Source organism: Rhodanobacter thiooxydans LCS2, assembly GCF_000264375.1.
Classification (GTDB): domain Bacteria; phylum Pseudomonadota; class Gammaproteobacteria; order Xanthomonadales; family Rhodanobacteraceae; genus Rhodanobacter; species Rhodanobacter thiooxydans.
On the sequence record NZ_AJXW01000008.1, the window covers coordinates 1 to 21,507 of the forward strand.

General features: G+C 68.4%; 22 protein-coding genes. 12 read left to right on the forward strand and 10 right to left on the reverse strand.

The features are described from left to right. Positions 1 to 146: 146 nt before the first annotated feature. Positions 147 to 623: a GNAT family N-acetyltransferase gene (locus UUA_RS02035; RefSeq protein ID WP_008433835.1), complete on the reverse strand. Its 477-nt coding sequence runs from the start codon at positions 621 to 623 to the stop codon at positions 147 to 149. 344 nt (positions 624 to 967) lie between these two features. Between UUA_RS02035 and UUA_RS02040 the strand changes: the two genes are divergently transcribed. Continuing rightward, positions 968 to 1,165, forward strand: a complete 198-nt coding sequence (locus UUA_RS02040; protein ID WP_235605858.1) for a hypothetical protein — start codon at positions 968 to 970, stop codon at positions 1,163 to 1,165. Positions 1,166 to 1,240: 75 nt separating this feature from the next. On the opposite strand, the gene UUA_RS02045 is transcribed toward UUA_RS02040, so the two are convergent. After that, a complete protein-coding gene (locus UUA_RS02045) occupies positions 1,241 to 2,245 on the reverse strand; it encodes an Lnb N-terminal periplasmic domain-containing protein (RefSeq protein ID WP_008433838.1) in 1,005 nt (334 codons plus the stop codon). Between the two features lie 134 nt (positions 2,246 to 2,379). Here UUA_RS02045 and UUA_RS02050 point away from each other — a divergent pair, with 134 nt between their 5' ends. The 3 genes from UUA_RS02050 (at position 2,380) to UUA_RS02060 (ending at position 6,385) form a co-directional block, all read left to right on the forward strand. Next, positions 2,380 to 4,275: an esterase/lipase family protein gene (locus UUA_RS02050; protein WP_039953421.1), complete on the forward strand. Its 1,896-nt coding sequence runs from the start codon at positions 2,380 to 2,382 to the stop codon at positions 4,273 to 4,275. 106 nt (positions 4,276 to 4,381) lie between these two features. Then, positions 4,382 to 5,665 (forward strand): NAD(P)/FAD-dependent oxidoreductase, encoded by a 1,284-nt coding sequence (locus UUA_RS02055; RefSeq protein WP_008433841.1) that lies wholly within the window; start codon positions 4,382 to 4,384, stop codon positions 5,663 to 5,665. Positions 5,666 to 5,851: 186 nt separating this feature from the next. After that, on the forward strand, positions 5,852 to 6,385 hold the full coding sequence (locus UUA_RS02060) for a hypothetical protein (RefSeq protein WP_153022841.1): 534 nt from the start codon (positions 5,852 to 5,854) through the stop codon (positions 6,383 to 6,385). Positions 6,386 to 6,423: 38 nt separating this feature from the next. On the opposite strand, the gene UUA_RS02065 is transcribed toward UUA_RS02060, so the two are convergent. From UUA_RS02065 to UUA_RS19865, 3 genes are read right to left on the reverse strand one after another with little or no spacing between them, the layout of a single operon-like run. Beyond that, positions 6,424 to 6,789 (reverse strand): hypothetical protein, encoded by a 366-nt coding sequence (locus UUA_RS02065; RefSeq protein WP_153022842.1) that lies wholly within the window; start codon positions 6,787 to 6,789, stop codon positions 6,424 to 6,426. A 26-nt stretch (positions 6,790 to 6,815) separates the two neighbouring features. Beyond that, positions 6,816 to 7,568 (reverse strand): carboxypeptidase-like regulatory domain-containing protein, encoded by a 753-nt coding sequence (locus tag UUA_RS02070; RefSeq protein WP_008433846.1) that lies wholly within the window; start codon positions 7,566 to 7,568, stop codon positions 6,816 to 6,818. Between the two features lie 52 nt (positions 7,569 to 7,620). Then, positions 7,621 to 8,502: a hypothetical protein gene (locus tag UUA_RS19865; protein ID WP_008433848.1), complete on the reverse strand. Its 882-nt coding sequence runs from the start codon at positions 8,500 to 8,502 to the stop codon at positions 7,621 to 7,623. Positions 8,503 to 9,034: 532 nt separating this feature from the next. Here UUA_RS19865 and UUA_RS02080 point away from each other — a divergent pair. After that, a complete protein-coding gene (locus tag UUA_RS02080) occupies positions 9,035 to 9,274 on the forward strand; it encodes a hypothetical protein (RefSeq protein ID WP_008433850.1) in 240 nt (79 codons plus the stop codon). A gap of 81 nt (positions 9,275 to 9,355) precedes the next feature. On the opposite strand, the gene UUA_RS02085 is transcribed toward UUA_RS02080, so the two are convergent. From UUA_RS02085 to UUA_RS02105, 5 genes are all read right to left on the reverse strand, one after another. Further along, complete coding sequence (locus UUA_RS02085) at positions 9,356 to 10,129, reverse strand: formyl transferase (protein WP_039953417.1); 774 nt, start codon at positions 10,127 to 10,129, stop codon at positions 9,356 to 9,358. Beyond that, on the reverse strand, positions 10,126 to 11,097 hold the full coding sequence (locus tag UUA_RS02090) for a polysaccharide deacetylase family protein (protein WP_008433853.1): 972 nt from the start codon (positions 11,095 to 11,097) through the stop codon (positions 10,126 to 10,128). The genes UUA_RS02085 and UUA_RS02090 overlap by 4 nt, the downstream gene beginning before the upstream one ends. Positions 11,098 to 11,244: 147 nt before the next feature. Further along, entirely contained in the window at positions 11,245 to 13,035 is a 1,791-nt protein-coding gene (locus tag UUA_RS02095; RefSeq protein WP_008433855.1) for an acyl-CoA dehydrogenase C-terminal domain-containing protein, read from the reverse strand. Between the two features lie 30 nt (positions 13,036 to 13,065). Next, entirely contained in the window at positions 13,066 to 13,542 is a 477-nt protein-coding gene (locus UUA_RS02100; protein ID WP_039953423.1) for a hypothetical protein, read from the reverse strand. Between the two features lie 184 nt (positions 13,543 to 13,726). Further along, positions 13,727 to 14,968, reverse strand: coding sequence for a serine hydrolase domain-containing protein (locus UUA_RS02105; protein ID WP_039953424.1), 1,242 nt, complete (start codon positions 14,966 to 14,968; stop codon positions 13,727 to 13,729). Positions 14,969 to 15,146: 178 nt separating this feature from the next. On the opposite strand from UUA_RS02105, the gene UUA_RS02110 reads away from it, so the two are divergent. The 7 genes from UUA_RS02110 (at position 15,147) to UUA_RS02140 (ending at position 21,484) form a co-directional block, all read left to right on the forward strand. Further along, positions 15,147 to 15,614, forward strand: coding sequence for an SET domain-containing protein (locus UUA_RS02110; protein WP_008433860.1), 468 nt, complete (start codon positions 15,147 to 15,149; stop codon positions 15,612 to 15,614). Positions 15,615 to 15,700: 86 nt separating this feature from the next. Then, on the forward strand, positions 15,701 to 16,219 hold the full coding sequence (locus tag UUA_RS02115) for an RDD family protein (RefSeq protein WP_008433862.1): 519 nt from the start codon (positions 15,701 to 15,703) through the stop codon (positions 16,217 to 16,219). Next, the gene (locus UUA_RS02120; protein ID WP_008433863.1) at positions 16,219 to 16,899 is read left to right on the forward strand and encodes an RDD family protein; all 681 of its coding nucleotides are present in this window, start codon (positions 16,219 to 16,221) and stop codon (positions 16,897 to 16,899) included. The genes UUA_RS02115 and UUA_RS02120 overlap by 1 nt, the downstream gene beginning before the upstream one ends. Next, on the forward strand, positions 16,896 to 17,873 hold the full coding sequence (locus UUA_RS02125) for a stage II sporulation protein M (protein WP_008433864.1): 978 nt from the start codon (positions 16,896 to 16,898) through the stop codon (positions 17,871 to 17,873). Before UUA_RS02120 ends, UUA_RS02125 begins: the two co-directional genes overlap by 4 nt. Then, positions 17,863 to 19,377, forward strand: coding sequence for a hypothetical protein (locus UUA_RS02130; RefSeq protein ID WP_008433865.1), 1,515 nt, complete (start codon positions 17,863 to 17,865; stop codon positions 19,375 to 19,377). Before UUA_RS02125 ends, UUA_RS02130 begins: the two co-directional genes overlap by 11 nt. Beyond that, complete coding sequence (locus UUA_RS02135; RefSeq protein ID WP_008433866.1) at positions 19,374 to 20,483, forward strand: hypothetical protein; 1,110 nt, start codon at positions 19,374 to 19,376, stop codon at positions 20,481 to 20,483. Before UUA_RS02130 ends, UUA_RS02135 begins: the two co-directional genes overlap by 4 nt. Continuing rightward, complete coding sequence (locus UUA_RS02140) at positions 20,480 to 21,484, forward strand: AAA family ATPase (protein ID WP_008433867.1); 1,005 nt, start codon at positions 20,480 to 20,482, stop codon at positions 21,482 to 21,484. Before UUA_RS02135 ends, UUA_RS02140 begins: the two co-directional genes overlap by 4 nt. The last annotated feature ends 23 nt before the right edge of the window (positions 21,485 to 21,507 follow it).

The following is a 21,507-nucleotide window of genomic DNA, read 5'->3' on the forward strand; positions in this document are numbered from 1 at the left end:
GACTCGCTCACATGAAACAGTCGCTTGCGTGACTGTTTCAGTCCGGCCATCGGGCAACCGCTCCTCCGTTGCCTCAACTCGGGCGTCCATACCCTCGCCATGCCCTCGCCGTGGCCAGCCTGAGAGGCTGAAAAAATCACAACCTCTCAGCGCACCGGCTTGGCCAGCCGCAGCAGGTCCGGCAGGTAACCGGCGGCTTCGTACAGCGCGCGGGCGCGCGCGTTGCCGGGGAACACCGCCAGCGTCACCAGCTGGCAATGGTGGCCGCGTGCCCATGTCTCGGCGTGCGCCAGCAGCGCCTTGCCGACCCCGCGATTCTCGTACGGCGGCGCCACCGCCATGTCGGAGATGTGGCAGTTGCTGCGTCCGGTAAAAAAATCCGCGGTGCGCTGCAGGTGGATGAAGCCGGCCCGTTCGCCGTCGGCGTCCTCGGCCACGAACAGGTAACTGTTCGCCGGTTGGTCCTCCAGGTGGCGCTGCAGGTCGTTGCGGATACCCTCGATGCACTCGTGGCGACGCCGCCACGGCGGCAGCGTGAAATCGGCGAAGCGCGGCGCCTGCGCCAGAATGAAGTCGTCGTCCTCTTCTTCGGCCAGGCGGATCAGCAGGGACACCTCGGTCATGGGGATCGACTCGGCGGTTGGGTGACAGTGCCGTTTCTACACCTTGCCTGATGATGGCGGTAGCCCTCGGGTAGCTGGAAGCAGGCTGCCGGCAGGCCCGTGTATATTTTTGCGCAGCGCGGCAGGGTATCGGCCTCGCCTTGCCGAACGGCATCCACGCAGGGAACCCGTCCATGTCGACCACCCGCTGCATCCATCTCCGGCCCGCCGGCGAGCCCTGCTGGCGCAGGGCATGCGCGCCATTCACGACGACCTGAAACTGCCGTCGGCATTCCCGCCGGAAGTCGAGGCCGCTGCGGCACGGCGGCCGCAACCTGGCCGAAGCCACCGTGCTGGCGCCACGCGTGGGCGAGGTCTTCAACGGTGCGATCGTCGAGGTCGGCCATGACGATCCGGGCAAAGGCACGGTCATCGTGCGCGATCCGGCGGTCGAGGCCAGCGTGTCAGGTGCCGCGAGTCTTCCGCTCGGCGCCGACGTCAGGGTGAGCCTGGTCGAGGCCGATCCGGTCAGGCGCGTGACGCGTTTCGCACTGGCGGGATGACCGCGGCGGCCGCCGTTCAATCGCGCGGCGGATCGGAAGTTGGCCGCCGTGGCCTGAGCGCCTGACACGCCGAGGTCAGGATCCGCGCGCGCGGATCGCGCGGGAGAAGTCGTCGCCCGCCGCCGTGTTTCGCGCCCGTTCGGTGATGCGGCTGCGGCGGCGCAGTTCGTCGAGCGACACGCTGCGATCCACTGCACCCACGTCGTGCAGGTAGTCCGGCAGGTAGCCGGTCAGCAGCAGGCGGATGTCCCACGGCAGTCCTGGCTCGATCTGCCGGGCCATGCGGTAGACGATCGTGGTGCAGTTCGAGGTGATCGTGTTGTAGAACGCCGGCCTGCCGGCGAGCGTGTTCGCCGCCTGCACATAGGAGAGGAACAGCGCACGCATGGCCGCCTTGTCCATGCGCAGCGGGTACAGGTAGTCGTCCTCGCCGCGCACGTTGGTACGCACACGGATGATGTCGTGTTCGTCGGCGGCCACCAACACCGTCTCGAACTGCTTGAAGAAGCCGCCGATCGGCGAATACTGCTCGCCGCGCTGCCGGCGGATTTCCACCGAGAAGACCACGCGGCTGCCGTCGTCGAAGCCGAACGAGATCATCGCGTGGGCGATCGCCCGGCTGCCCCAGTACGACAGCACCGCGTCGGCCGAGGCGAGGTGGTCCAGGTCGTAATGGCGGGTTTCCCAGCGCGTGTCGTAGTCGTCGTCGCTGCGCCAGTCGAAGTCGCGCACGTTGTCGAGGGTGACTTCGCTGCCGCTCGCCGTGCCGGTGAACTGGCGCGCGACGTCGTCGGCCCAGACCCGCGTGCCGGACGGCGCGATGCTCGCCCACCACAACAGCAGCAGCGCGTACATCGCCGTGTAGACACCCAGCGGAAGCCAGCTGCGGCGGGCGATGGCGACGGCAGCCAGGGCGATCACGGCCAGCGCCCACAGCGTGCCGCCGAGCGTGCGCACGGTGGCGTTGCCGGGCAACTGGTACCACAGCGCCATGGCGCCCCACGTACCGGAGACGAAGCTGGCGAGCGACACCGCCGCGAAGAGTGCCGTCCTGCCGATCACCCCGTACTTCTTTGCCATCTCGTTCCCGGGCATCCGTCCATGCCGCAAGCCTGCAGCTTTGACTGTGGCATGACAATGCCGGATCTCTGATGCGGCGGCTACAATCCCCGCATCGCCTGGCCTGGAACAAGATGCCGATGGGATCGCTGCAGATGAAGGCCCGAACCTGCGCCTGGGCAGCGCGCTGCATCGCCGTGATCGGGCTGCTCGGCCTCAACGCCTGCGCGATGGTCGGGGTGAGCCGCGTCAACACCAACGACTACGTCAGCCAGCAGCGCGCCGACGTGATCGTTGCCGGCCGGCCGAGCGACCGCACCGTGCAGTCGCTCAACGTGGTTGCGCTGACGCTCGACAGCTGCCAGCGCGATTTCGCGGCCTGCACCGACACCGTCGCCCACTCGGCGGGGCTGACCGACGAGCAGCGGCTCTCCACGTTGGCCGAGATGTGGCTGGGCCGGGCGCTCAAGGCGGAGCGGTCGCAGTCCGGCGCGACGATGGACGACACGACGCTGGACGCCTTCCTGCAGTCCGCGCGCTACGCCTATGCGTATCTCTTCTACACCGCGCGTGCGCCCACCGAGCGCACGTTCGAATTGCGTCAGGTGCAGGTGACGTGGTTCTACAACCTGGCCGTGCAGCGCGTGATGAGCCGCTTCTTCCTGGAGCTGCCGCATCTGGACCCGCACTGGACGCAAACCACGCTGGCCGGCTGGAGCGTGCTGCGCTCGCAGAGCGATATGCGCCTGCCGGGCGGTACGCGCGTGCCGGCAGAGCTGATCCCGGCGGCGAACCTGCGCTTCGAGGGCCTGCGCAATATCTATCGACGCGACGGCTTCGGCTCCAACTTCGTGGCCGTTGCGCCAGCAGAGGCGGCCGCCGCCGAGGTGCCGTGGCGCGAACCCGATTACGTGCCGATCACCGGTGCGCTGGAATTCGAGGGCAGCACGCTCGATGCCATGCTGGCGACGCGGCAGGTGCGCCTGCTGGTGCGCGACCCGTACCACGACGATACCGTCACGGTGGGCGGCCGGGTGGTGCCGCTGGGTGCGAATTTCACCGCACCCTACGGCGTATGGCTGGCCCGTTCGGGCTTCGCCAGCCAGTCGATCCGCTCGCTGCTGGGTCGCGAAGGCGGCATCCGCACGCCGCGCGTACTGCTGATGCAGCCCTACGACCCGGACCGGCTCACCGTGGTAATGCTGCACGGCCTGGCCAGCAGTCCGGAAGCGTGGATCAACGTGGCCAACGAGGTGATGGGTGACGAGGAACTGCGCCACAACTACCAGGTGTGGGAGGTCTACTACCCGACCAACCTGCCGGTGGCGGTGAACCTGGCCAACATCCGCAAGGCGCTGGACGCCACGCTGCAACATTACGATCCAACAGGCCAGGCACGCGCATCGAACAACATGGTGCTGATCGGCCACAGCATGGGCGGCGTGATCGCGCGCCTGCTGGTGTCCTCCAGCGACGACCGGCTGTGGGGCGTGATCCCGGTACGCGCCAACCTGTCGGCAAGGAAGCAGCAGCGGCTGCACCAGCGGCTGGCGCCTTATTTGCAGTTCACCCCGATGCCGCAAGTGACCCGCGCGGTGTTCCTGGCGGCGCCGCATCGCGGCACGCCGTACGCCCAGCACCGCCTCGCGCGCTGGGTCGGCAACCTGATCCGGTTGCCGGTGGCCGTGCTGAAGGAAATGGCGGAAATCGGCAATCTGCTGGAATCCGACGACTCGGACGGGACCCGACCGCTGTACATGCCCAACAGCATCGACAACCTCAGCGACGCTTCCCCGTTCATCGTTGCCGCCGCCAACCTGCCGATCTCGCCGCTGGTGCACTACCACACCATCGTCGGTGTGTATAAATCGAAAGGCACTCTGCAGGACAGCAACGACGGCGTGGTGCCGTACAAAAGCGCCCACCTCGACGGCGCCGATTCCGAACTGGCCATTCCCTCCTGGCACAGCGTGCAGGAGACGCCGGCGGCGATCGTGGAGCTGCGACGGATCCTGCGGCTGCAGTTGGAGGCGCTGAAGCAGACGAAGTGACCGCAGACATCGGCAGCATCTGCTTTTCACGCCATGGCGCGACAATGGCTGGGCGTCGCAACGCGGCATGCGGCGGCGTTCGCCATTCCAGGCCCGGGAGAAAACCATGATGCACCGGATCGTGATCGTCGGCGGCGGCGCCGGCGGGCTGGAACTGGCCACCCGGCTCGGTCATGCGCTGGGCAAGCCCGGCCGCGCCAGCGTCACCCTGGTGGACGGCAACCTCACCCACATCTGGAAACCGCTGCTGCATGAAGTGGCAGCCGGCGTGCTGGACGCGGCCACCGAGGAACTCAGCTACGCGGCGCAGGCGCGCTGGAATCATTTCCGCTTCGTCGCCGGTCGCATGGCCGGGCTCGACCGCGCGCGCCGGGTGATCCGGCTGGCCGCATGGCGGGGCGAACACAGCGGTGTGCAGACGCCGGCGGTCGAGCTTGGCTACGACACCCTGGTGATCGCGGTGGGCAGCATCGGCAACGACTTCGGCACGCCGGGCATAGCCGAACACTGCATCTTCCTCGACTCGGTGGCGCAGGCCGAGGACCTGCGCCAGAACATGCTGGAGCGGCACATTTCGCGAGTCGCCCAGGGCATCGACACGGCGCTGCGCATCGCTGTCGTCGGCGGTGGCGCCACCGGCGTCGAGCTGTGCGCGGAACTGCTCGACGCCAACCGCACGCTGGCGCACTACCAGAGTCGCAAGGAAGGCCTGGAGCATCTCGACATCACCTTGCTGGAGGCCGGCCCGCGGCTGCTGCCGGCGCTGCCTGAGCGGATCAGCCGCGGCGTGCGCGAGAATCTGCAGCAGATGGGCATCACCGTGCGGACCGCCACGGCGGTCAAGCACGCCGACGCCAGCGGCCTGTACGACGCCGGGGGCAAGCTGCTGCCGTCCGACGTGATGGTGTGGGCGGCCGGCGTGCGCGCGCCCGCGTTCCTGCGCGAGATCGACGGACTGGAAACCAACCGCAACGACCAACTGGCCGTGCTGCCCACGCTGCAGACCACGCGCGACCCGGACGTTTTCGCGCTGGGCGATTGCGCGGCCTGTCCCCGCGGCGGCGGCGCCAGCGGCAACGTGCCCGCGCTGGCCCAGGCGGCGCATCAGCAGGCGACCCTGCTGGTCGGCAACCTGCGCCGCCGTCTCGACGGCAAGCCGCTGCAGGATTACCGTTTCCAGGACCGCGGCACGCTGATTTCGCTGGCCTCGTACAACGCCTTCGGCAAGCTGTTCGGCAACCGCGTCATCGAGGGGCGCCTCGCGCATTTCTTCTACGCCTCGCTCTACCGCATGCACCAGTCCGCCCTGTACGGCCCCTGGCGCACTTCGCGCAAGCTGCTCGGCGATGCGATCGCCCGCAATACGCGGCCGCTGCTGAAGCTGCATTGAGGCGTCGGCGCGCCGGCGGTTGCGGCGTCCGCGGCGGACATGTCAGATTCGCGCTTCATCGGGACAGTGGCTTGGCTGGCGCAGCGCTGGTCCTGCACAAGATGGTGAAGGCATTCGTGCGCCGGGGCTGGATCGGAATCCAGTGGTACCGGGCACCTGTCATGTCGCGGCCCCGGATCACGTTGTATGGGAATCACCTTCTGGAGATTCGCCATGTCATCCTGTTCCATTGCCACGCTTCTGGCCGCCGCGCTCGTGCTGCCGCTGGCCGGCTGCACGCCACCGGAGGGGGTGGCGGTTGTGGACTGCGAAAAGCCGGTCCAGCTGTCGGACAACCCGTGGAAGCGCTGCACGCTGCGGGTGGGCACGTTCCACGGCCGTGCGGCGGCGACCTTTCGTGGCAAGTCGCCGGGGTTCTACCGCTACTTCGAGGCCGAAAGCGCATTCCGCGTCGAGCGTGGACGGGTCCGGGTGACGGTGCGGGGCAGCGGCGAGCCGGTCGTGTTCACCGTGGAGCCGCAGCGGCCCTGGCAGGGACACATCGTTGCGCGACTGAACCGCCAGGACCGCAAGGGCCGGAGTTTCACCGTCGTGCTGGAACCGGAAGGCGATGCCTCGGGGTTCCAGGCTACCGTCCGCCATCGCGATGTGCAGCGTTCGATGGAGACGTCGACGACCGTGATCCCCGCCATCGTCGGGTCCTCGCCTTCGCAGGGGTGATGGTGTTGTTCACATCGTTGCGCGGGCGGCACGGCGCGTTACAGGGATTTGATCTTCAGGTGTTCGACCTTGCCGGAGGTGGGGACGTCGCAGCTGGCCTGGTTGGAGAAACTCTGCACAGGCATGATTTCGCTTGCCGCGCTTTGTCCCTGAGCTACCTTGTGGCAGGCGCCGCCGCTCATCCCGCCCTTGTTGCGGCAGCTGATGACCAGGTCCCAGCAGGCTTCGAAGCCGCCGTTGCCGGCGGTGCGCTGGATCTTGCAAGTGACGCCGTGGGGACCGGGTTTGCCGCAGTCCACGCGGGCCGCATCGGGTTCTGAAATGCGGACGCACGCGGCAAGCATCAGCCCCGCGCTGGCCATGGCCGCAGCGCGGGCGAGAGTTTTCAATGTCATGGGTTGCATGTTCCTGATCGTGTTTGCATGAAGCGTCAATCGCCAATGACGATCGAGGCCGAGTTGTTCCTGCCGCTGCCGGGATTGGGGATGAAGTCCAGCTGGAGTTCGGCTTTGAATTCTCCTTTCGCGTGCCAGTCCTGGATCCTCAGGCGACGATTTCCCGCAACGCCCTTCAATGCCGCTTCGACCGTGTAGCGGCCGAGGGGGACGTCTTCCACCTGGTAGCGATCGACCCAGTAATGGTCCCCGGGCCGCAGTCGCAGCGTCTTTCCGGGCGAGCCGTCGATCAGCGGGCCGCTGGGCGTCAACGTCAGCTCGACGTGGTCCAGGTCCCCGCTGAAGTCCAGATCCGTGCTGAGCTGGATGAACCCGCCATAGAATCCGTAGTCGTTGTCCGGCACGCGTCCTTCCAGTTTCCAGACGAAGTTGCGGACGGCGCCTTGGTCGTCGAAGGAGTCGACGTTGTCCGGCTGCAGTTCCAGGGTGTAGGTCTTGCCGTTGTAGGCCTTCTTGATGGACGCGTGCGCCTTCCATGCGCCGGGCTGCGCCTTGATTCGATAACTGCCGTCTTCCCCGGTGGAGCCGTGGATGTACGAGGCGTAGAACACGCGGTTGTCGAGCAGGATCTTCGCGCCGGCGATGGGCTTGCCCCGTGTATCGAGGGCGGTTCCCGTGGCATGGCCTGTTTCTGCCCTGGGTGTGGCGTTGCCGGCATCTACCCTGCAGGCCGGCAACCCCAGTGAAACCAGGACTGCCAGCAGGATGGTGGTCGTTTTCTTCATCATGCGGGGTTCCGGAAAGTGATTCGTGATCCGCGCCGGCGATCGACGCGTCCTGTTACTTCGCCGTTTCCGGCAGCAGGCAGTTTTCGCGCGCGCGGGCGATTTCCCCGGTGCCGTTGCCGATGGCCTGGACCTTGCCGTTGCTTCGGTAACGGCGCTGGACCTGCAGGCAGTGGTATTCAATTTTCTGCACGGCGGCGGCGCGTGGAACGAGGATGTGCTTCATCCAGCCGGCGGCGAGGTCGATCACGATGTCCTTCATGCCCAGGCCGAAGATGGCCTTCATCGAGTTCGCCAGTTCGCCCGCCCCCGGCGTGCCGGTGTCCACGACCTTGGCGATCACCTCGTTGGCGGCCACGGTGGTCTCGCCGCGGGTGGCGCGCTCGCGCCAGACCTGGGCCTTGACCGTGGCCTCCGCGCTCGCCTCGGAAACGCGCTTGAGCTGCATCTCGCGCAGTACCGAGTGCTGCTTGACGAAATGGTTTTCCGGATCGCGCATCGGGATGGTCATGTGATCCGGGAACAACGGTCGGATCTCCCATCGCACTCGCCATTTCTCCGCCGAATCGGCGATTTCGCGCAAGCTCTGCTCCGCCGGCAGGCCGAGTTCGCCCAGGCATCGATTGAAGATTTCCCGGGTGCGCATCTCCTCGTCGCGCAGCGTGCGGTCGTATTCCTCCAGCGCGTCCGGGTCCACGCCGGCGGTGGCGGTGAAGCGGACGAAACGGGTGCCGTGTCCTTCCGGGCCACTGTCGTCGGGTGGCTTGTGGACCGTTCCCTGCAAGGCCCGTACCTGCACCTCGGTGTTGGCGAACTGCACCACCAAGTTGGCAAGGCGCAGCAGCTCGGGGTACAGCGCTTCGAACACGGCGCCCAGTGGCGCAGGCTCGCCGTCGCGGGCAAGTGCAAGCAAGCTGGTGATGTCGGTGTCGGACATGCGATCTCCCTCTGGCGGGCCCCGCCAGCGACACCAGCCGTCGCTTGCCGGGCATGCCATTGCCGAGTTTTCGTTGTCGGGATACCGGCCCGGGATCGCGCGTGCAGCCGGCGAAGCCATGGTGTCGCTGCCATTCGTCCCCGCGGCAATTTCTACCATATCCACCGGCGTGGCGGGCTCGATCCGGATTTCGCCATCCGGTCGCGTGACCGAGGTCTCGTGAAGGGCCAGAAGCGAGAAATTGGGCGGGCAGGTTCATCGATCGATCGCCCTGGCGGGAGCGTCGATCCAGTGTCGGCGTGGAGCACCCCTGAGTCGACACCGACGCATGGGCAGGGGATGATTGCTCGGCGCTGGAAGCCGTGCCCCTGGCTGGTGCTGACGGTGCTGCTGTCTTGCGCGCTGGTGGCCTGGGCTGTGATCCAGCGGGTCACGGCACCGGTCCGCCGGCGGACGAAGTGGCCTGGCGTAACCGCATCGATGGCCCGGATGACATCGCCGACATTGGCAAGCCTATTGCATGCCTGAGCGCATGAGCGACCTTGCCTACGACATCACCTGTCTGATCGAATCCGCATCGGCGGAGCCTGCGGTACCGTCGCGGGCGCCGATCAGGACACCGGCGGCCGTGGCGCCGTCACCAGCCAATGCGGTCAGTGCGGAGGAAACGCTGGCGCGGGAACTGTTGCAGGTGGCCGATGCCCATGAGGCCCTGATCCAGCAGTATCTGCGGTTCAGCGGCACCGTCTGCCAGGGCACTTCCAGGCAGTAACCTGCCGAATGGCTGCCGCTCTCGAAGAAAAGCTGACGCATTTCGACACCGCGGCTGACACGATCCCGCTTCGAGCGGACGTTATTTGACCGACCTCGAAAACCGGTACCTGAGGTATTGGCTCAGGGTGGGGTGATACCAGAGCCCGGAGGGGCCGACGCCGTCGCGAGGGGTGAGGGTGCCGTCGACCGCGTCGCGCAAAGCCTGCTTCATCAGCGGGATGGCGGCGGCCAGCTGGTGCAGCGGATAGGTATTGAAGCCGTCGCTGCTCTCGGCGTGGATCCGTTGCTGGTACAGCACGCCGCCGGTGTCCACCCCGGTGTCCACCAGGTGCACGGTGACGCCGCAGTTTTCGGCGTCGTCGTGGACCAGCGCCCAATAGCCGCCGTGCACGCCGCGGTAACGCGGAGTGATGCCGACGTGGGTGTTGATGAAGGGGCGGTCGATGCATTCGATCACGGCGCGCGAGATGATCCGCGTGCCGTTCACCACCACCGCGTCGACGTCGAGCTTCCCGAGCAGCCGCCGCACTGCCGCCGTGTTGACGCTGTGCACCCGGTGGGTGATGGCGGCCGGCGGCGGGTCCGCCTGCAGCCCGTAGCGGCGGATCAGCTCGTTCATTCGGGGGCGCTGGAGTCGCACCAGCAGCCGGTTGAACGCGATGAAGGCCAGTTGGCCGATGACGGTGGGCCAGCCCAGCTGGCGCAGCCGGTACCGGATCATGCCCCGCGCCGAGGGCCTGCGTTCCACCACCACGGCGAGAATCTCCGCCTCGCCGGCCAGCGCGTTGTACATGAACCAGGACGATGGCCCGTCGCCGCACAACATGGCGATGCGTGGAAGCCGTCGCTTCATCGCGCAGCCAGTGCGTCGGCGAGTTCGGCCATGCCCAGCGAGCGCATGCCGTCATCGCGGCGCAGGCGTTCGAACTCCTCGATCACCTGCTCCAGGAAGTGCATGTTCCGGTCGGTGTCCACGCCGAAATTGTGCGGATGCCACCACAGGTGGAAGATTTCGTGCTGCCGGGCGGCATGGCGCATGGCGCGCTTGATCCGGCGCAGGCGCAGACCGTCCAGGCACGCCAGGCGCGGATTGTAGGGACGCAGAAAACGGCTGGCCGGAAAGTTGAACGGGGGCGCACCGGCGCAGCTTTCCAGCGTGTACGTGTGGTAGCCGCTGAGGTTGACGTAGCTGTCCAGCAGACGGCCCATGCGGCGCACAGCGTTCTGTCCGACGTTGTCGGTCGCGGTGTACAGCCAGCCGTGCTCGTTGCCGCGATAGGCGGTGATGCCGTGTTCCGCCAGTACCGCCAGATAGTCGGGGTGCCACTGGTTGCGGGGAAACACCAGGCTGCGCGGGGCGAGACCCCGTGTCGCCGCGATGCGCACGGCGGCGGCGATGTCGGCGCTGAACGTGGCGGCCGTCTGTCCGGCTTCGCGGCAGTAGTAGTGGGAGTAGGTGTGGGTCGCTATTTCCTGCGCCGGTGTCGCGGCGATCAGGTCGATCAGCGCGGGCGCGAAGTGGTAGTGCTCGGCGATGTCCGGCGTTTGTGCCAGGTAGCGGTACGGGCAGAGCGCACGGTTGTCGTAGCTGGGCCGCTCGCGCGGCGCCGCGGCCAGGGCCTCGCTGCGGTCGTGGCAGAACAGGAACCCCACCACGGCCCAGGTAGCGTGGATGTGATGCTGCTCGAACAGGCCGAGCATACGGGGAATGGCTTGCCGGGCACCTTCCAGGTGCTTGCGGTAAGCGTCGAGGCTGCGCGTGTCGCGCACGCCCCAGTAAAGCTCGAAGTCGATGGATATCGTGAACGCGCCGGTGTTCATGCCATCCCCAGGCTGCCTTGCTTCCCGCCCGAGCGTAACAGTTTACGATGAACGCCAGCGTGGCGCGGCGGCCGGGGACGCTTGCCGCCGGCGCCAGCAGGAAAGCGCGGGCCGGCCGGGCTTTCTGCTGGCATAGCCGGCGAGGCCTCAGGCGATTTCGGGCAGCGTCGTTACCCCGGCCTCGATCGCCGCCTTGTGCGTCAGGGTGCGCGGCAGGATGCGGGCGAAGTAGAACGCGGCAGTGTCGCGCTTGGCCTGCTTGAACGCGGCCGATGGCGCGCCGGCTTCGGCGGCGGCCACGCTGCGCGCCCACAGGTAGGCGAGGGTGACGTAGCCGGAGTAGTACAGGTAGTCGGTCGCCGCGGCGCCGAGTTCCTCCGGGTTGGCCGCCACGCGCTGGGCCAGGCTTACGGTGAGCTCGCTCCATTCCTTGGTGGCGACGGCGAGCGGGCCGATCAGGCTGCGCAGTGATTCGTCGGCGCTGTGCTGTTGGCAGAACGTGCTGATCTCCTGCAGGAAGTGTTTCGCGCCCACGCCCTGCAACTGGAGGATCTTGCGGCCCAGCAGGTCGGCCGCCTGGATCCCCGTGGTGCCCTCGTACAGGGTGATGATGCGGGCGTCGCGCACGAACTGCTCCATGCCGTTCTCGGCGATGTAGCCGTGGCCGCCGTAGATCTGCAGCGCTTCCTTGGTGCACTCCTGCGCCAGCTCGGTGGTCATGCCCTTGGCGATCGGAATCAGGAAGGCGACCAGTTCGCCGGCTTTCTGCCGCGCGGCTTCGTCCGCTGCGCGATGTTCGATGTCGGTCTGCAGCGCGGTGTACAGCAGCAGCGCGCGCGAACCTTCGACGAAGGCGCGCTGGGTCAGCAGCATGCGCCGCACGTCCGGCTGCACCAGCAGGTTGTCGGCCGGCTTGTCGGGGAACTTCGGGCCGGACAGCGAACGCGACTGCAGCCGCTCGCGCGCGTAGCTAAGGCTGTTCTGCAGTGCGCGCTCGGCCAGCGCCAGGCCCTGCACGCCGACCGACAGGCGCGCCGCGTTCATCATGGTGAACATCGCGGCGAGGCCCTTGTGCGGCTTGCCGATCAGGTAGCCATCGGCGCCGTCGAAGTTCATCACGCAGGTGGAGCAGGCGTGGATGCCCATCTTGTGCTCGATCGCGCCAGCGGCCACCGTGTTGCGCGCGCCCAGCGAGCCGTCCTCGTTCACCTTGAATTTCGGCACGATGAACATCGAGATGCCGCGGCTGCCTTCCGGCGCGTCGGGCAGGCGCGCCAGCACCAGGTGCACGATGTTCTCGGCGAGGTCGTGTTCGCCGGCGCTGATGAAGATCTTGGTGCCACTGATCTTGTAGACGGCGTGGCCGTCCGCGTCCGCCGCCGCCGGCTCGGCGCGGGTCTTCAGCAGGCCGAGGTCGGAGCCGGCCTGTGGCTCGGTCAGGCACATGGTGCCGGTCCAGCGGCCCGCGACGATCGGCTTCATGAAGCGCTCGCGCTGCCACTCCTCGCCGTGCAGTTCCATCGCGTGGGTGGCGCCCTCGGACAGCAGCGGGTACAGGCTCCAGGCCAGGTTGCCGGACTGGAAGATCTCGGTGGTGGCGATGCCGAGCACGCCGGGCAGCGCCTGGCCGCCGTAGGTTTCGGGATTGGTCAGGCCGGTCCAGCCGCCTTCGGTGAACGCCTTGAACGCTTCCTTGAAGCCCTTCGGCGTGGTTACCGTCTGGGTGGCCTTGTCGTAGTGGCAGCCTTCCGCGTCGGCCGGAGCGTTGGTCGGCGCCAGCAACTGTTCGCTGAGGCGGCCGGCTTCGTCCAGCACCGCGTCGAGCAGGTCACGGCTGTGCGCTTCGCCGCCTTGCAGCGAAGTCAGGGTCTGCTCGGCGCCGAGTACGTCGAACAGGGCGAAACGCAGGTCGTCGAGGGGGGCCTTGTAAGCGGTCATGGTGATTCCTTCGGTGGAAAGCGGGGGCGTCTAGCGGTACGTGTCGGGGATGCCAGGCACCGGGGAGATCCAGTCGTTGCCGTTGAAGTCGAACGAGCGCGGCTTGTCTTCCTGCTCGGGCCTGGCGCTGGCGCTGCCGCTGATGCGGTAGGCCAGCGCGCCGCCACTGCCCTTGGCGGCGACCGCCTGCAGCGCCTGGTTCATTGCCGCGGTGGGCAGCACCCGAAGCTGGACCACGTCGCCGGCGAGTTCGGGAATGTCGAGGTCGAACGCGGCGTGCAGCCGTACCGGTACCAGCTCGGCCACCTGCAGCTGGCCGTCCAGCGACTTGAAGTCCATCCCGGCGTAGCTGTTGTTCTGGATGCGCACGGTCAGCTGCCATTGCCCGCCCGGCAGTACCAGCAGTTGCTGGATGCTCAGGGTCGGCGGATACACGCTCTTCTTCGCCGGGCCGCAGGCGGCCAGGCCCAGCAGCAGGACGGGGGTGATCCAGCGCAACAGACGCATCGCGGTCTCCAAACGATCGTTTGAATGCCGATTCTAACCACGTTTGGGGTGGGGATTGGTAGTGGCGTGGGTTGGGCAGCCCGGTGGCTTGCCGTTTGCGCCGGTTTTGTCGACAGGCCTGGTGCGTACAGCAATGGCCCATTGCTGGCGGCAGTCAGGCGAAGCGGATTCCCGCAGCGATGCCTCAGTGTGGCGGGCTGTCCTTGCCGAAAGCGCCGCTCGCTTCGGCCACGCGCAACACCGCGCTGACGAAGTCGGCGTAGCCCTCGTCCGCGGACTCGGCGTCGTTGCCGGCGTCGATCTGTCGCACGGCGACCAGATTCGCCTTCGGCACGATCACCACGTACTGGCCGCCGTCACCGTTGCCGTAGTAGGCCACGATCGGACCCTGACTGCGTTTGAAGAGGCGATACGGGCCGATACCCCGGCTGATCAGCTGATCGGCCATGATGGATTTCGCGTCAGCCCCGAGCGCCTTGGCAATACCGCGCTGGAGCGCCTCCGGGTCGTCGAAATGCGCGCCCTTCAACGCGGTTTGCAGCTTGCGCACGGTCGCTTCCGGCACGCCGCGTCCGCGCAGCATGTCGTAGCTGGCCGGGTCGGTGTCGAAGTGCATCCATTGCGGCGCTCGCCACCACAGCAGGCCGCCACTGCCGTCCTCCAGCGGTCCGGCGGCAAGCATGCTGTCGATGTAGCCGGTCGCCACGAGTTGATGCCCGTGCCATTGGCCCCGGTTGTTCACCAGTTCGCCCAGCTTGGCCAGGTCGGCCGCCGTGAGCGACAACCCCGCCATGGCGTAGGGATGGCCGGCCTTGTCCTTGCTCCAGGGACCCGGATGGATATCCATTGCCTTGAACAGGCCGTCCCGGAAGAACACGTCCATCGGCTGGCCTGACGCCTTTTCGATGATGCCGGCGAGCAGGTTCACCGCCTTGTTGTTGTAGCTGGGGTTGGTGCCGGGCTTGCTGCTCAGTTCCGCCGTCAGCGCCAGTTGGATGGCGTCGGGCGCGGGATAGATCTCGACATCGGCGCGCCGGAAATTTTGCAGACCCGACGTATGGTCGAGCAGCATGCGCACGGTGATGTCCTTCTTCAGGCCCTGTTTCCATTCGGGATAGAAGTCGGCCACCGGCTGGTCCAGCGACTTGATCCTGCCCTGGTCGAGCAATTGGCCGATGCCCAGCGCTACCACCGACTTGGTGACCGACATCAGCTCGATCGGGCCGGGTGCCTTGTTATCGGGATAGTAGTGGCCGAGTTTGTGGCCATCCTGCAACACGAGCACGGCGTTGCTGTGGGTCTGCTTGCCGCGTTCGAGCAGCTGGGCGAGAGCCTTGTTCGCGGCGGGGGACAGGTTGCCGGCGTTGGCGGGCAGCGCGGCGGTCATCGGAAGCGCCAGGGTCGCGAGAACAAGCCATGTATTCATGTGCCGGGTTTCCATGGAGACTGCAGGGCGGATGACATCATCGTGCGGCAGCCTTCACTCTCGCGCTGCGGAGCACCGCGGTCATGTGCCATTTGTGTCACTCGGCGTAATCGGCACGCGAGGTTTCGCGCAGCCGGGCAAACGGGCATCATCCTTCTTTTTCCCAGAGCCTCATCGCATGTCACGACGTTTTGTTGCACGCCGCTCGCCGATCCACGGCAACGGCGTGTTCGCCACCGCGCCGATCAGCAAGGGCGAGGAGATCATCGAGTACAAGGGCAAGTTGATGACCCATGCGCAGGCCGACGACCTGTATGGCGACGGCGGCGAGACCGGCCACACCTTCCTGTTCACGCTCAACGACGACTACATCATCGACGCCAACCAGGGCGGCAACAGCGCGCGCTGGATCAACCACAGCTGCGCGCCGAACTGCCGCGCGCTGGTCGAGGAAAGCGCCAGCGGCGACCCGCGCAGGGACCGCGTGCTGATCGAGGCGATCCGCAACATCAAGCCGGGCGAGGAGCTCACCTACGACTACGGCATCGTGCTCGACGTGCCCCACACGGCGCGCCTGAAGAAGCTGTGGAAGTGCCTGTGCGGCTCGCCGCAATGCACCGGCACGCTGCTCAAGCCCAAGCGCTAGCCAGCGGTCAAAATTCGCTTCTATACTCGCCAGCGTTGCCCGACATGGGGGAGGGCAACCAGGACGGCAACAAGGGGAAGGAAGCAATGGAAACGAATCCGTATGCCGCGCCAGCGGCGGTGGTCGACGATGCGGCCGCGTGGGATGCGTACGATCTGGAAAACCGCAAGGCCGGGCGCGGCAAGCGCCTCGGGGCCGTGCTGCTGGACGGGTTGGTCAACCTGATCTGGGCCCTCCCGGTTTTCTGGGGCGGCATGATGGCGATCGGCGTCAGCAAGGGGGTCAAGCCGGCCGCGCCGATGGTCGGCGTGATGCTGCTGGGCTTCGCGCTGCTGGTGGCGATCGTCGTGGTCAACTGTGTGCTGCTGCACCGGCATGGGCAGACCATCGGCAAGCGCGCGCTGGATATCGCCATCGTGCGCACCGACGGCAGCCGCATGGGCCTGCTGCGCTACATCTTCATCCGGGCGTTGCCGGTGATCCTGCTTGGCGCGATTCCGTACGTGGGCTGGCTGGTCTCGCTGGCCGACCCGCTGCTGATCTTCGGCCCGGAGCGCCGCTGCCTGCATGACCTGATCGCCGACACCATCGTCGTCGACGTCTGATGCTCGACACCGTCCGCGAGATCGAGACACCCGAAGGCGTCTCGCTGCGCCTGCGTGCGGCCGGCGCGTTGCCGCGCGCGCAGGCGTGGATGGTCGACCTGTTGCTGCGTCTGGTGGTGCTGTTCGTCGCGATGATCCCGCTGGCGCTGTTCGGCAAGGGCGGCAACGGGCTGGCCATGCTGCTGATGTTCGCGCTGCTGTGGGCGTACTCGGTGGTGTGCGAGGTGTGGCTGGACGGGCAGACCCTGGGCAAGCGCGCGCTGGGCCTGCGCGTGGTCAAGGCGGACGGCACGCCGGTGACCTGGCTGCCGTCGGTGGTGCGCAACCTGCTGCGTGCGGTGGATGCGCTGCCGGGCGTGTACGGCGTGGGTCTGGCCAGCACGCTGATCGACCCGCATGCGCGCCGGCTCGGTGACATCGTGGCCGGCACCATGGTGATCCACGCGCAGGAGCTGCCGGCGGGCCAGCAGGTGCCGGTGCTGCCGGCGCTGCCGCTGCCGCACGTGCTGGCGGCCGACGAGCAGGCCGCGCTGGTGGAGTACGCCGAGCGTGCCGGACAGCTCACCGTGCAGCGGCAGGAAGAACTGGCCAACCTGCTCACGCCACTGACCGGGCAGCGCGACACCGCGGCGATACGGCAACTGGTCGCGCACGCCAACTGGCTGCTGGGACGCGCATGAAGCAGGAACGTTTCATCGCCCTGCACAGCCGCGAGTGGGATGGCCTGCAGTCATGGCTGAACGCGCTGGACCGCCAGCCCAAGCGCACCCTGCGGCAGGAACAGGCGCTGGAGTTTCCGCAGTCCTACCGGCGCGTGTGTCACCACCTGGCGCTGGCGCGCGGGCGCGGCTACAGTCATGAGGTCACCGAACGGCTGCAGCGGCTGGTGCAGCAGGGGCATCGCGTGCTGTACCGGCCGCCGGCACCGCGCTGGCACCGCGTGGCGGGTTTCCTGCTGGCGGGCTTCCCGCGTCTGGTGCGTGCGCAGTGGCGCTGCATGGCGCTGGCGGCGGCGCTGTTCTACCTGCCGGCGCTGTGCCTGGTGGTGCTGCTGCAGCTGCGCCCGGAGTTGGCGCACACCTTGTTCAGCAGCGCGCAGCTGGTGCAGTTCGAGAAGATGTACGACCCGGCGAACGCGCACATCGGCCGCAGCAGCGGTACCGATCTGCAGATGTTCGGCTACTACGTGATGAACAACGTCAGCATCGCGTTCCGCACGTTCGCCTCGGGCCTGGTCTTCGGCGTCGGCGCGATCTACGTGCTCGGCGCCAACGGCGTGCTGATCGGCGGCGTGGCCGGGCACCTCACCGCGATCGGCTACGGCGGCCCGTTCTGGCGGTTCGTGGTGGGCCATTCGGCGTTCGAGCTGAGCGCGCTGGTGATCGCCGGCGGCGCCGGCCTGCAGCTTGGCCTGACCCTGCTGGCGCCGGGGCGGCAGCGGCGCGGCCCGGCGCTGGTCGCGGCCGGCTGGGTCGGCGCGCAGCTGGCGCTGGGCGCGTTCGCGATGCTGCTGGTGGCGGCGTTCATCGAGGCCTACTGGTCGTCGATCGCGGCGCTGCCGGATGCACTGCGCTTCGGCGTCGGCGCGCTGCTGTGGCTGCTGGTGCTGGGCTGGCTGTGGCGCGGCGGCAGGGCGGGCACGCGTGGAACTTGAGCGGATCAGCGTGGTGCTGCGCCCGCGCGCGCCGCGCGAGGCGCTGGACCTGGGCGCCGCGCTGCTGCGCGCGAACGCGGCGGCGGTGTGGTCGGCGTGGTTCGCCTTCACGCTGCCGGTATTCGTGCTGTGCAATGCGCTGGGCCTGCTGCTGGGGTTGCCGTGGCTGGGCCTGGTGCTGGTGTGGTGGCTGAAGCCGCTGTTCGACCGTGTGCCGCTGTATGTGCTGTCGCGTGCGGTGTTCGACCGCGCGCCGGGCTGGCGCGAGACCCTGCGCGGCCAGCGCCAGTGGAGCTGGCGCAGCACGCTGGCCGGGCTGAGCTGGTTGCGCATCGACAGCAGTCGCGCGCTGCGCCTGCCGCTGGAACTGCTCGAAGGCGCGCCGCGCCAGCAGCGCGCCGCGCGCTGGAAGGTATTGCGCCGACGCATCACCGGCGAGACCAGCCTGCTCACCTATGGCTGCCTGCAGTTCGAGCTGGTGCTGTTCCTGAGCTTCTGGCTGTTCGCGTTGCTGCTGATTCCGCACGAGTGGCGGCCGGAGTCGCTCGCCAGTTTCTTCCGCGACGACGTGCACGTCGCCGCCACGCCGTGGATCCTTGCCGGCGCCACGGTGGCCTACCTGGCGATGAGCGCGATCGAGCCGCTGTACGTGGCCTGCGGTTTCGCGCTGTACCTGAACCGGCGCACCCAGCTCGAAGCGTGGGACATCGACCTGGCGTTCCGCCGCCTGCGCGCGCGCCTGCAGGGGCTGGGCAAGCTGCTCGGCGTGCTGCTGCTGTGCGCCAGCGCGCTGCCGCTGTCGGTGCGGGCGGCAACCGCGAGCGTGGACGTGCCCAAGCCGGTGGCCAGCAACCTCGATCAGGTGTTCGGACCGCCGGCCGGCGCGGATCGTTTCGCCGCCGCGGCCGCCGAGGTCTACCGCGATCCGCGCTTCGGCGGCGAGCGCACGGTTCGCCGCTGGAGCTTCAAGTACGCCTCGGAGCCGGCCGCGCGTGCGCAGCCGCTGGCGTTCCCGCTGCTGGCGCGCGTGCTGGCGGCGGTGTTCAAGGGTTTGTTGTGGCTGGGGCTGATCGGCGCCGTCGGCGCGCTGGCATGGTTCGCCTGGCGCTGGCGCGGGCGGCGGGTGCCGGCCGCCGACGAGACGGCGCCGGCACCGTTGCATGGTTTGGCGAGTGTCGAGGCGCCATCGCCGCTGCCAGCCGACCTGGCGGCGGCGACCCGCGCCCTGTGGCAAGGACAGCGCCGGCGCGAGGCGCTGGCGCTGCTGTACCGCGGCAGCGTGGAGCGCACCGCGCAGTTGCTGCAGCTGCCGCCGGCAGTCGGCGCGACCGAGGCGGACTGGCTGCGCCAGGCCGCGGCCATCGCCGATACGGAGCGCGCACAACGCGTGGTGGCGATCGTGCGCGCCTGGCAGTTCGCCGCGTACGCCGGGCGCTATCCGGACGATGCCGCGATCGAGCGCCTGCTGAATGGCTGGCCGGCACAGGCGGGGGCGTCGGCATGAACCGCCGGGCGCTGCTGCTGCCGGGCCTGCTGGTACTGGGCGCCGCGTTGCTGGTGGCGGGCTTCTTCGCCACCTTCGAGCGCAAGGACGTTACCGAGCCGGTGACCTTCCATGGCGAGGCGCGCTACAACCGCTTTTTCGCGCTGGAGCAGACGCTGCGCCGCCTGGACGAGCCGGTGACTTCGCTGGCCACGCTGGACCCGCCCAAGATGCCGCTGACTTCCGGTGACACCTTGCTGCTTGGCGATGAGGCGGCGCGGGTCGATGTGGACGATGCCGCACGGATCGCCGCGTTCGTGCGCAGCGGCGGCCACCTGCTGCTGTCGCCGGGGGCGGCCGCGACGGTGCGCGTGCCGCTGTTCGAGGCGCTGGCCCTGCTCGATCCGCGCCCGGCGGAACATGCCTGCCGCCTGCTGCGCACCGCCGCCGCGAACGAGAAGGGGGGCGTGCTGCTGTGTGGCCATCGCTTCCGCCTGCGGCCGGGCGCACCCGTGGAGGCGGCGATCGGCGATGCGCAGGACGGCTACCTGTTCGCGCGCACCCGGCTGGGCAAGGGCACGGTCAGCCTGCTGGCCGGCTTCAGCGCGCTCTCGCGCAACGAGCTGAAGCAGGCCGCCGCGCAGCAGTTCGCCTGGCAGCTGCTGGCGCCGAACCGCGGGCGCGGCGTGCTCTACCTGGTCTACGCGCTGGACGGCCCGACTTTCCTCAAGTGGCTGTCGGTCAAGGGCTGGCCCGCGCTGCTGGCGCTGGCCGCGTTGCTGGCCGCGTGGATGGCGATGCGCAGCGCGCGGCTTGGCCCGCTGCTGCCGGTGCCGCCCTTGCACCGGCGCGCGCTGCTCGAACACGTGCAGGCCGCCGGCGAGTTCCTGTATCGCCGCGACGGCGGCCGCAGTCTGCACCAGCTGGCCTGCGAGACCGTGCTGGCGCGCCTGCGCCGGCGCGACCCGGCCTGCGTGATGCTCAGCGGCGACGCCCTGTACGCACGCCTGGCCGAACGCTTCGGGCTCGACGCCGCGCAGGTGGCCCAGGCCTTCCAGTCACCCGCGAACGCGCCGGCGTTCCGCGCTTCCATCATCACCCTGGCCCGACTCAGGAGCCGCCCATGAGCACCGAAACCCTCGCCGCCCCGGCCACGTCGCCGGCACCGCTGCCGATCGCCGAACTCGGCGAGCACGCACGCGCCCTGCGCACCCAGGTGGCGCGCGCCTTCATCGGCCAGACCGAGGTGTTCGAGCAGGTGCTGCTGGCCCTGCTGGCCTCTGGCCACGTGCTGATCGAGGGCGTGCCCGGGCTGGGCAAGACGCTGCTGGTGCGCGCGCTGGCCGCCTCGGTCGGCTGCAGCTTCGGGCGCGTGCAGTTCACCCCCGACCTGATGCCGGCCGACGTCACCGGCCACGCGATCTACGACCCGAAGACCGAGGCGTTCAAGATCCGCAGCGGCCCGGTGTTCACCAACCTGCTGCTGGCCGACGAGATCAACCGCGCGCCGGCGAAGACCCAGGCCGCGCTGCTCGAATCCATGCAGGAAGGGCAGGTGACCATCGAGGGCCGCCGTTTCGCGCTGCCGGCGCCGTTCATGGTGGTGGCCACGCAGAACCCGATTGAGCAGGAGGGCACCTATCCGCTGCCCGAGGCGCAGCTCGACCGCTTCCTGATCAAGGTGACGATCGGCTACCCCACGCTGGAGGACGAGTGCCGCATGGTCGCTGGCGTGGTCAACGGCAAGGTCGCCGCCGAGCTGGACGTGTCGCAGGTGAAGCCGGTACTGAGCCAGGCCCAGCTGCTGGCCGCGCAGCGTGGCGTGGCGGCGATCCGCATGGATGCGGCAGTGACCGACTACGCCGTGCGCATCGTGCGCAGCACGCGCGAATGGCCCGGCGTGATCGGCGGCGCTGGCCCGCGCGGCGGCTTGGCGCTGGCGCGGCTGGCGCGCGCGCAGGCGGCGGTCGACGGCCGCGATTTCGTCACCCCGGACGACGTGCGTGCAGTGGCGCTGCCGGCGCTGCGCCATCGCCTGCTGCTGGCGCCGGAGGCGCTGCTGGAACGCCAGCGCCCCGACGACGTGCTCAAGGCGCTGCTGCACAAGGTGCCGGCGCCGCGCCAGTGACGCGAGCTACCCGCCTTTTTTGT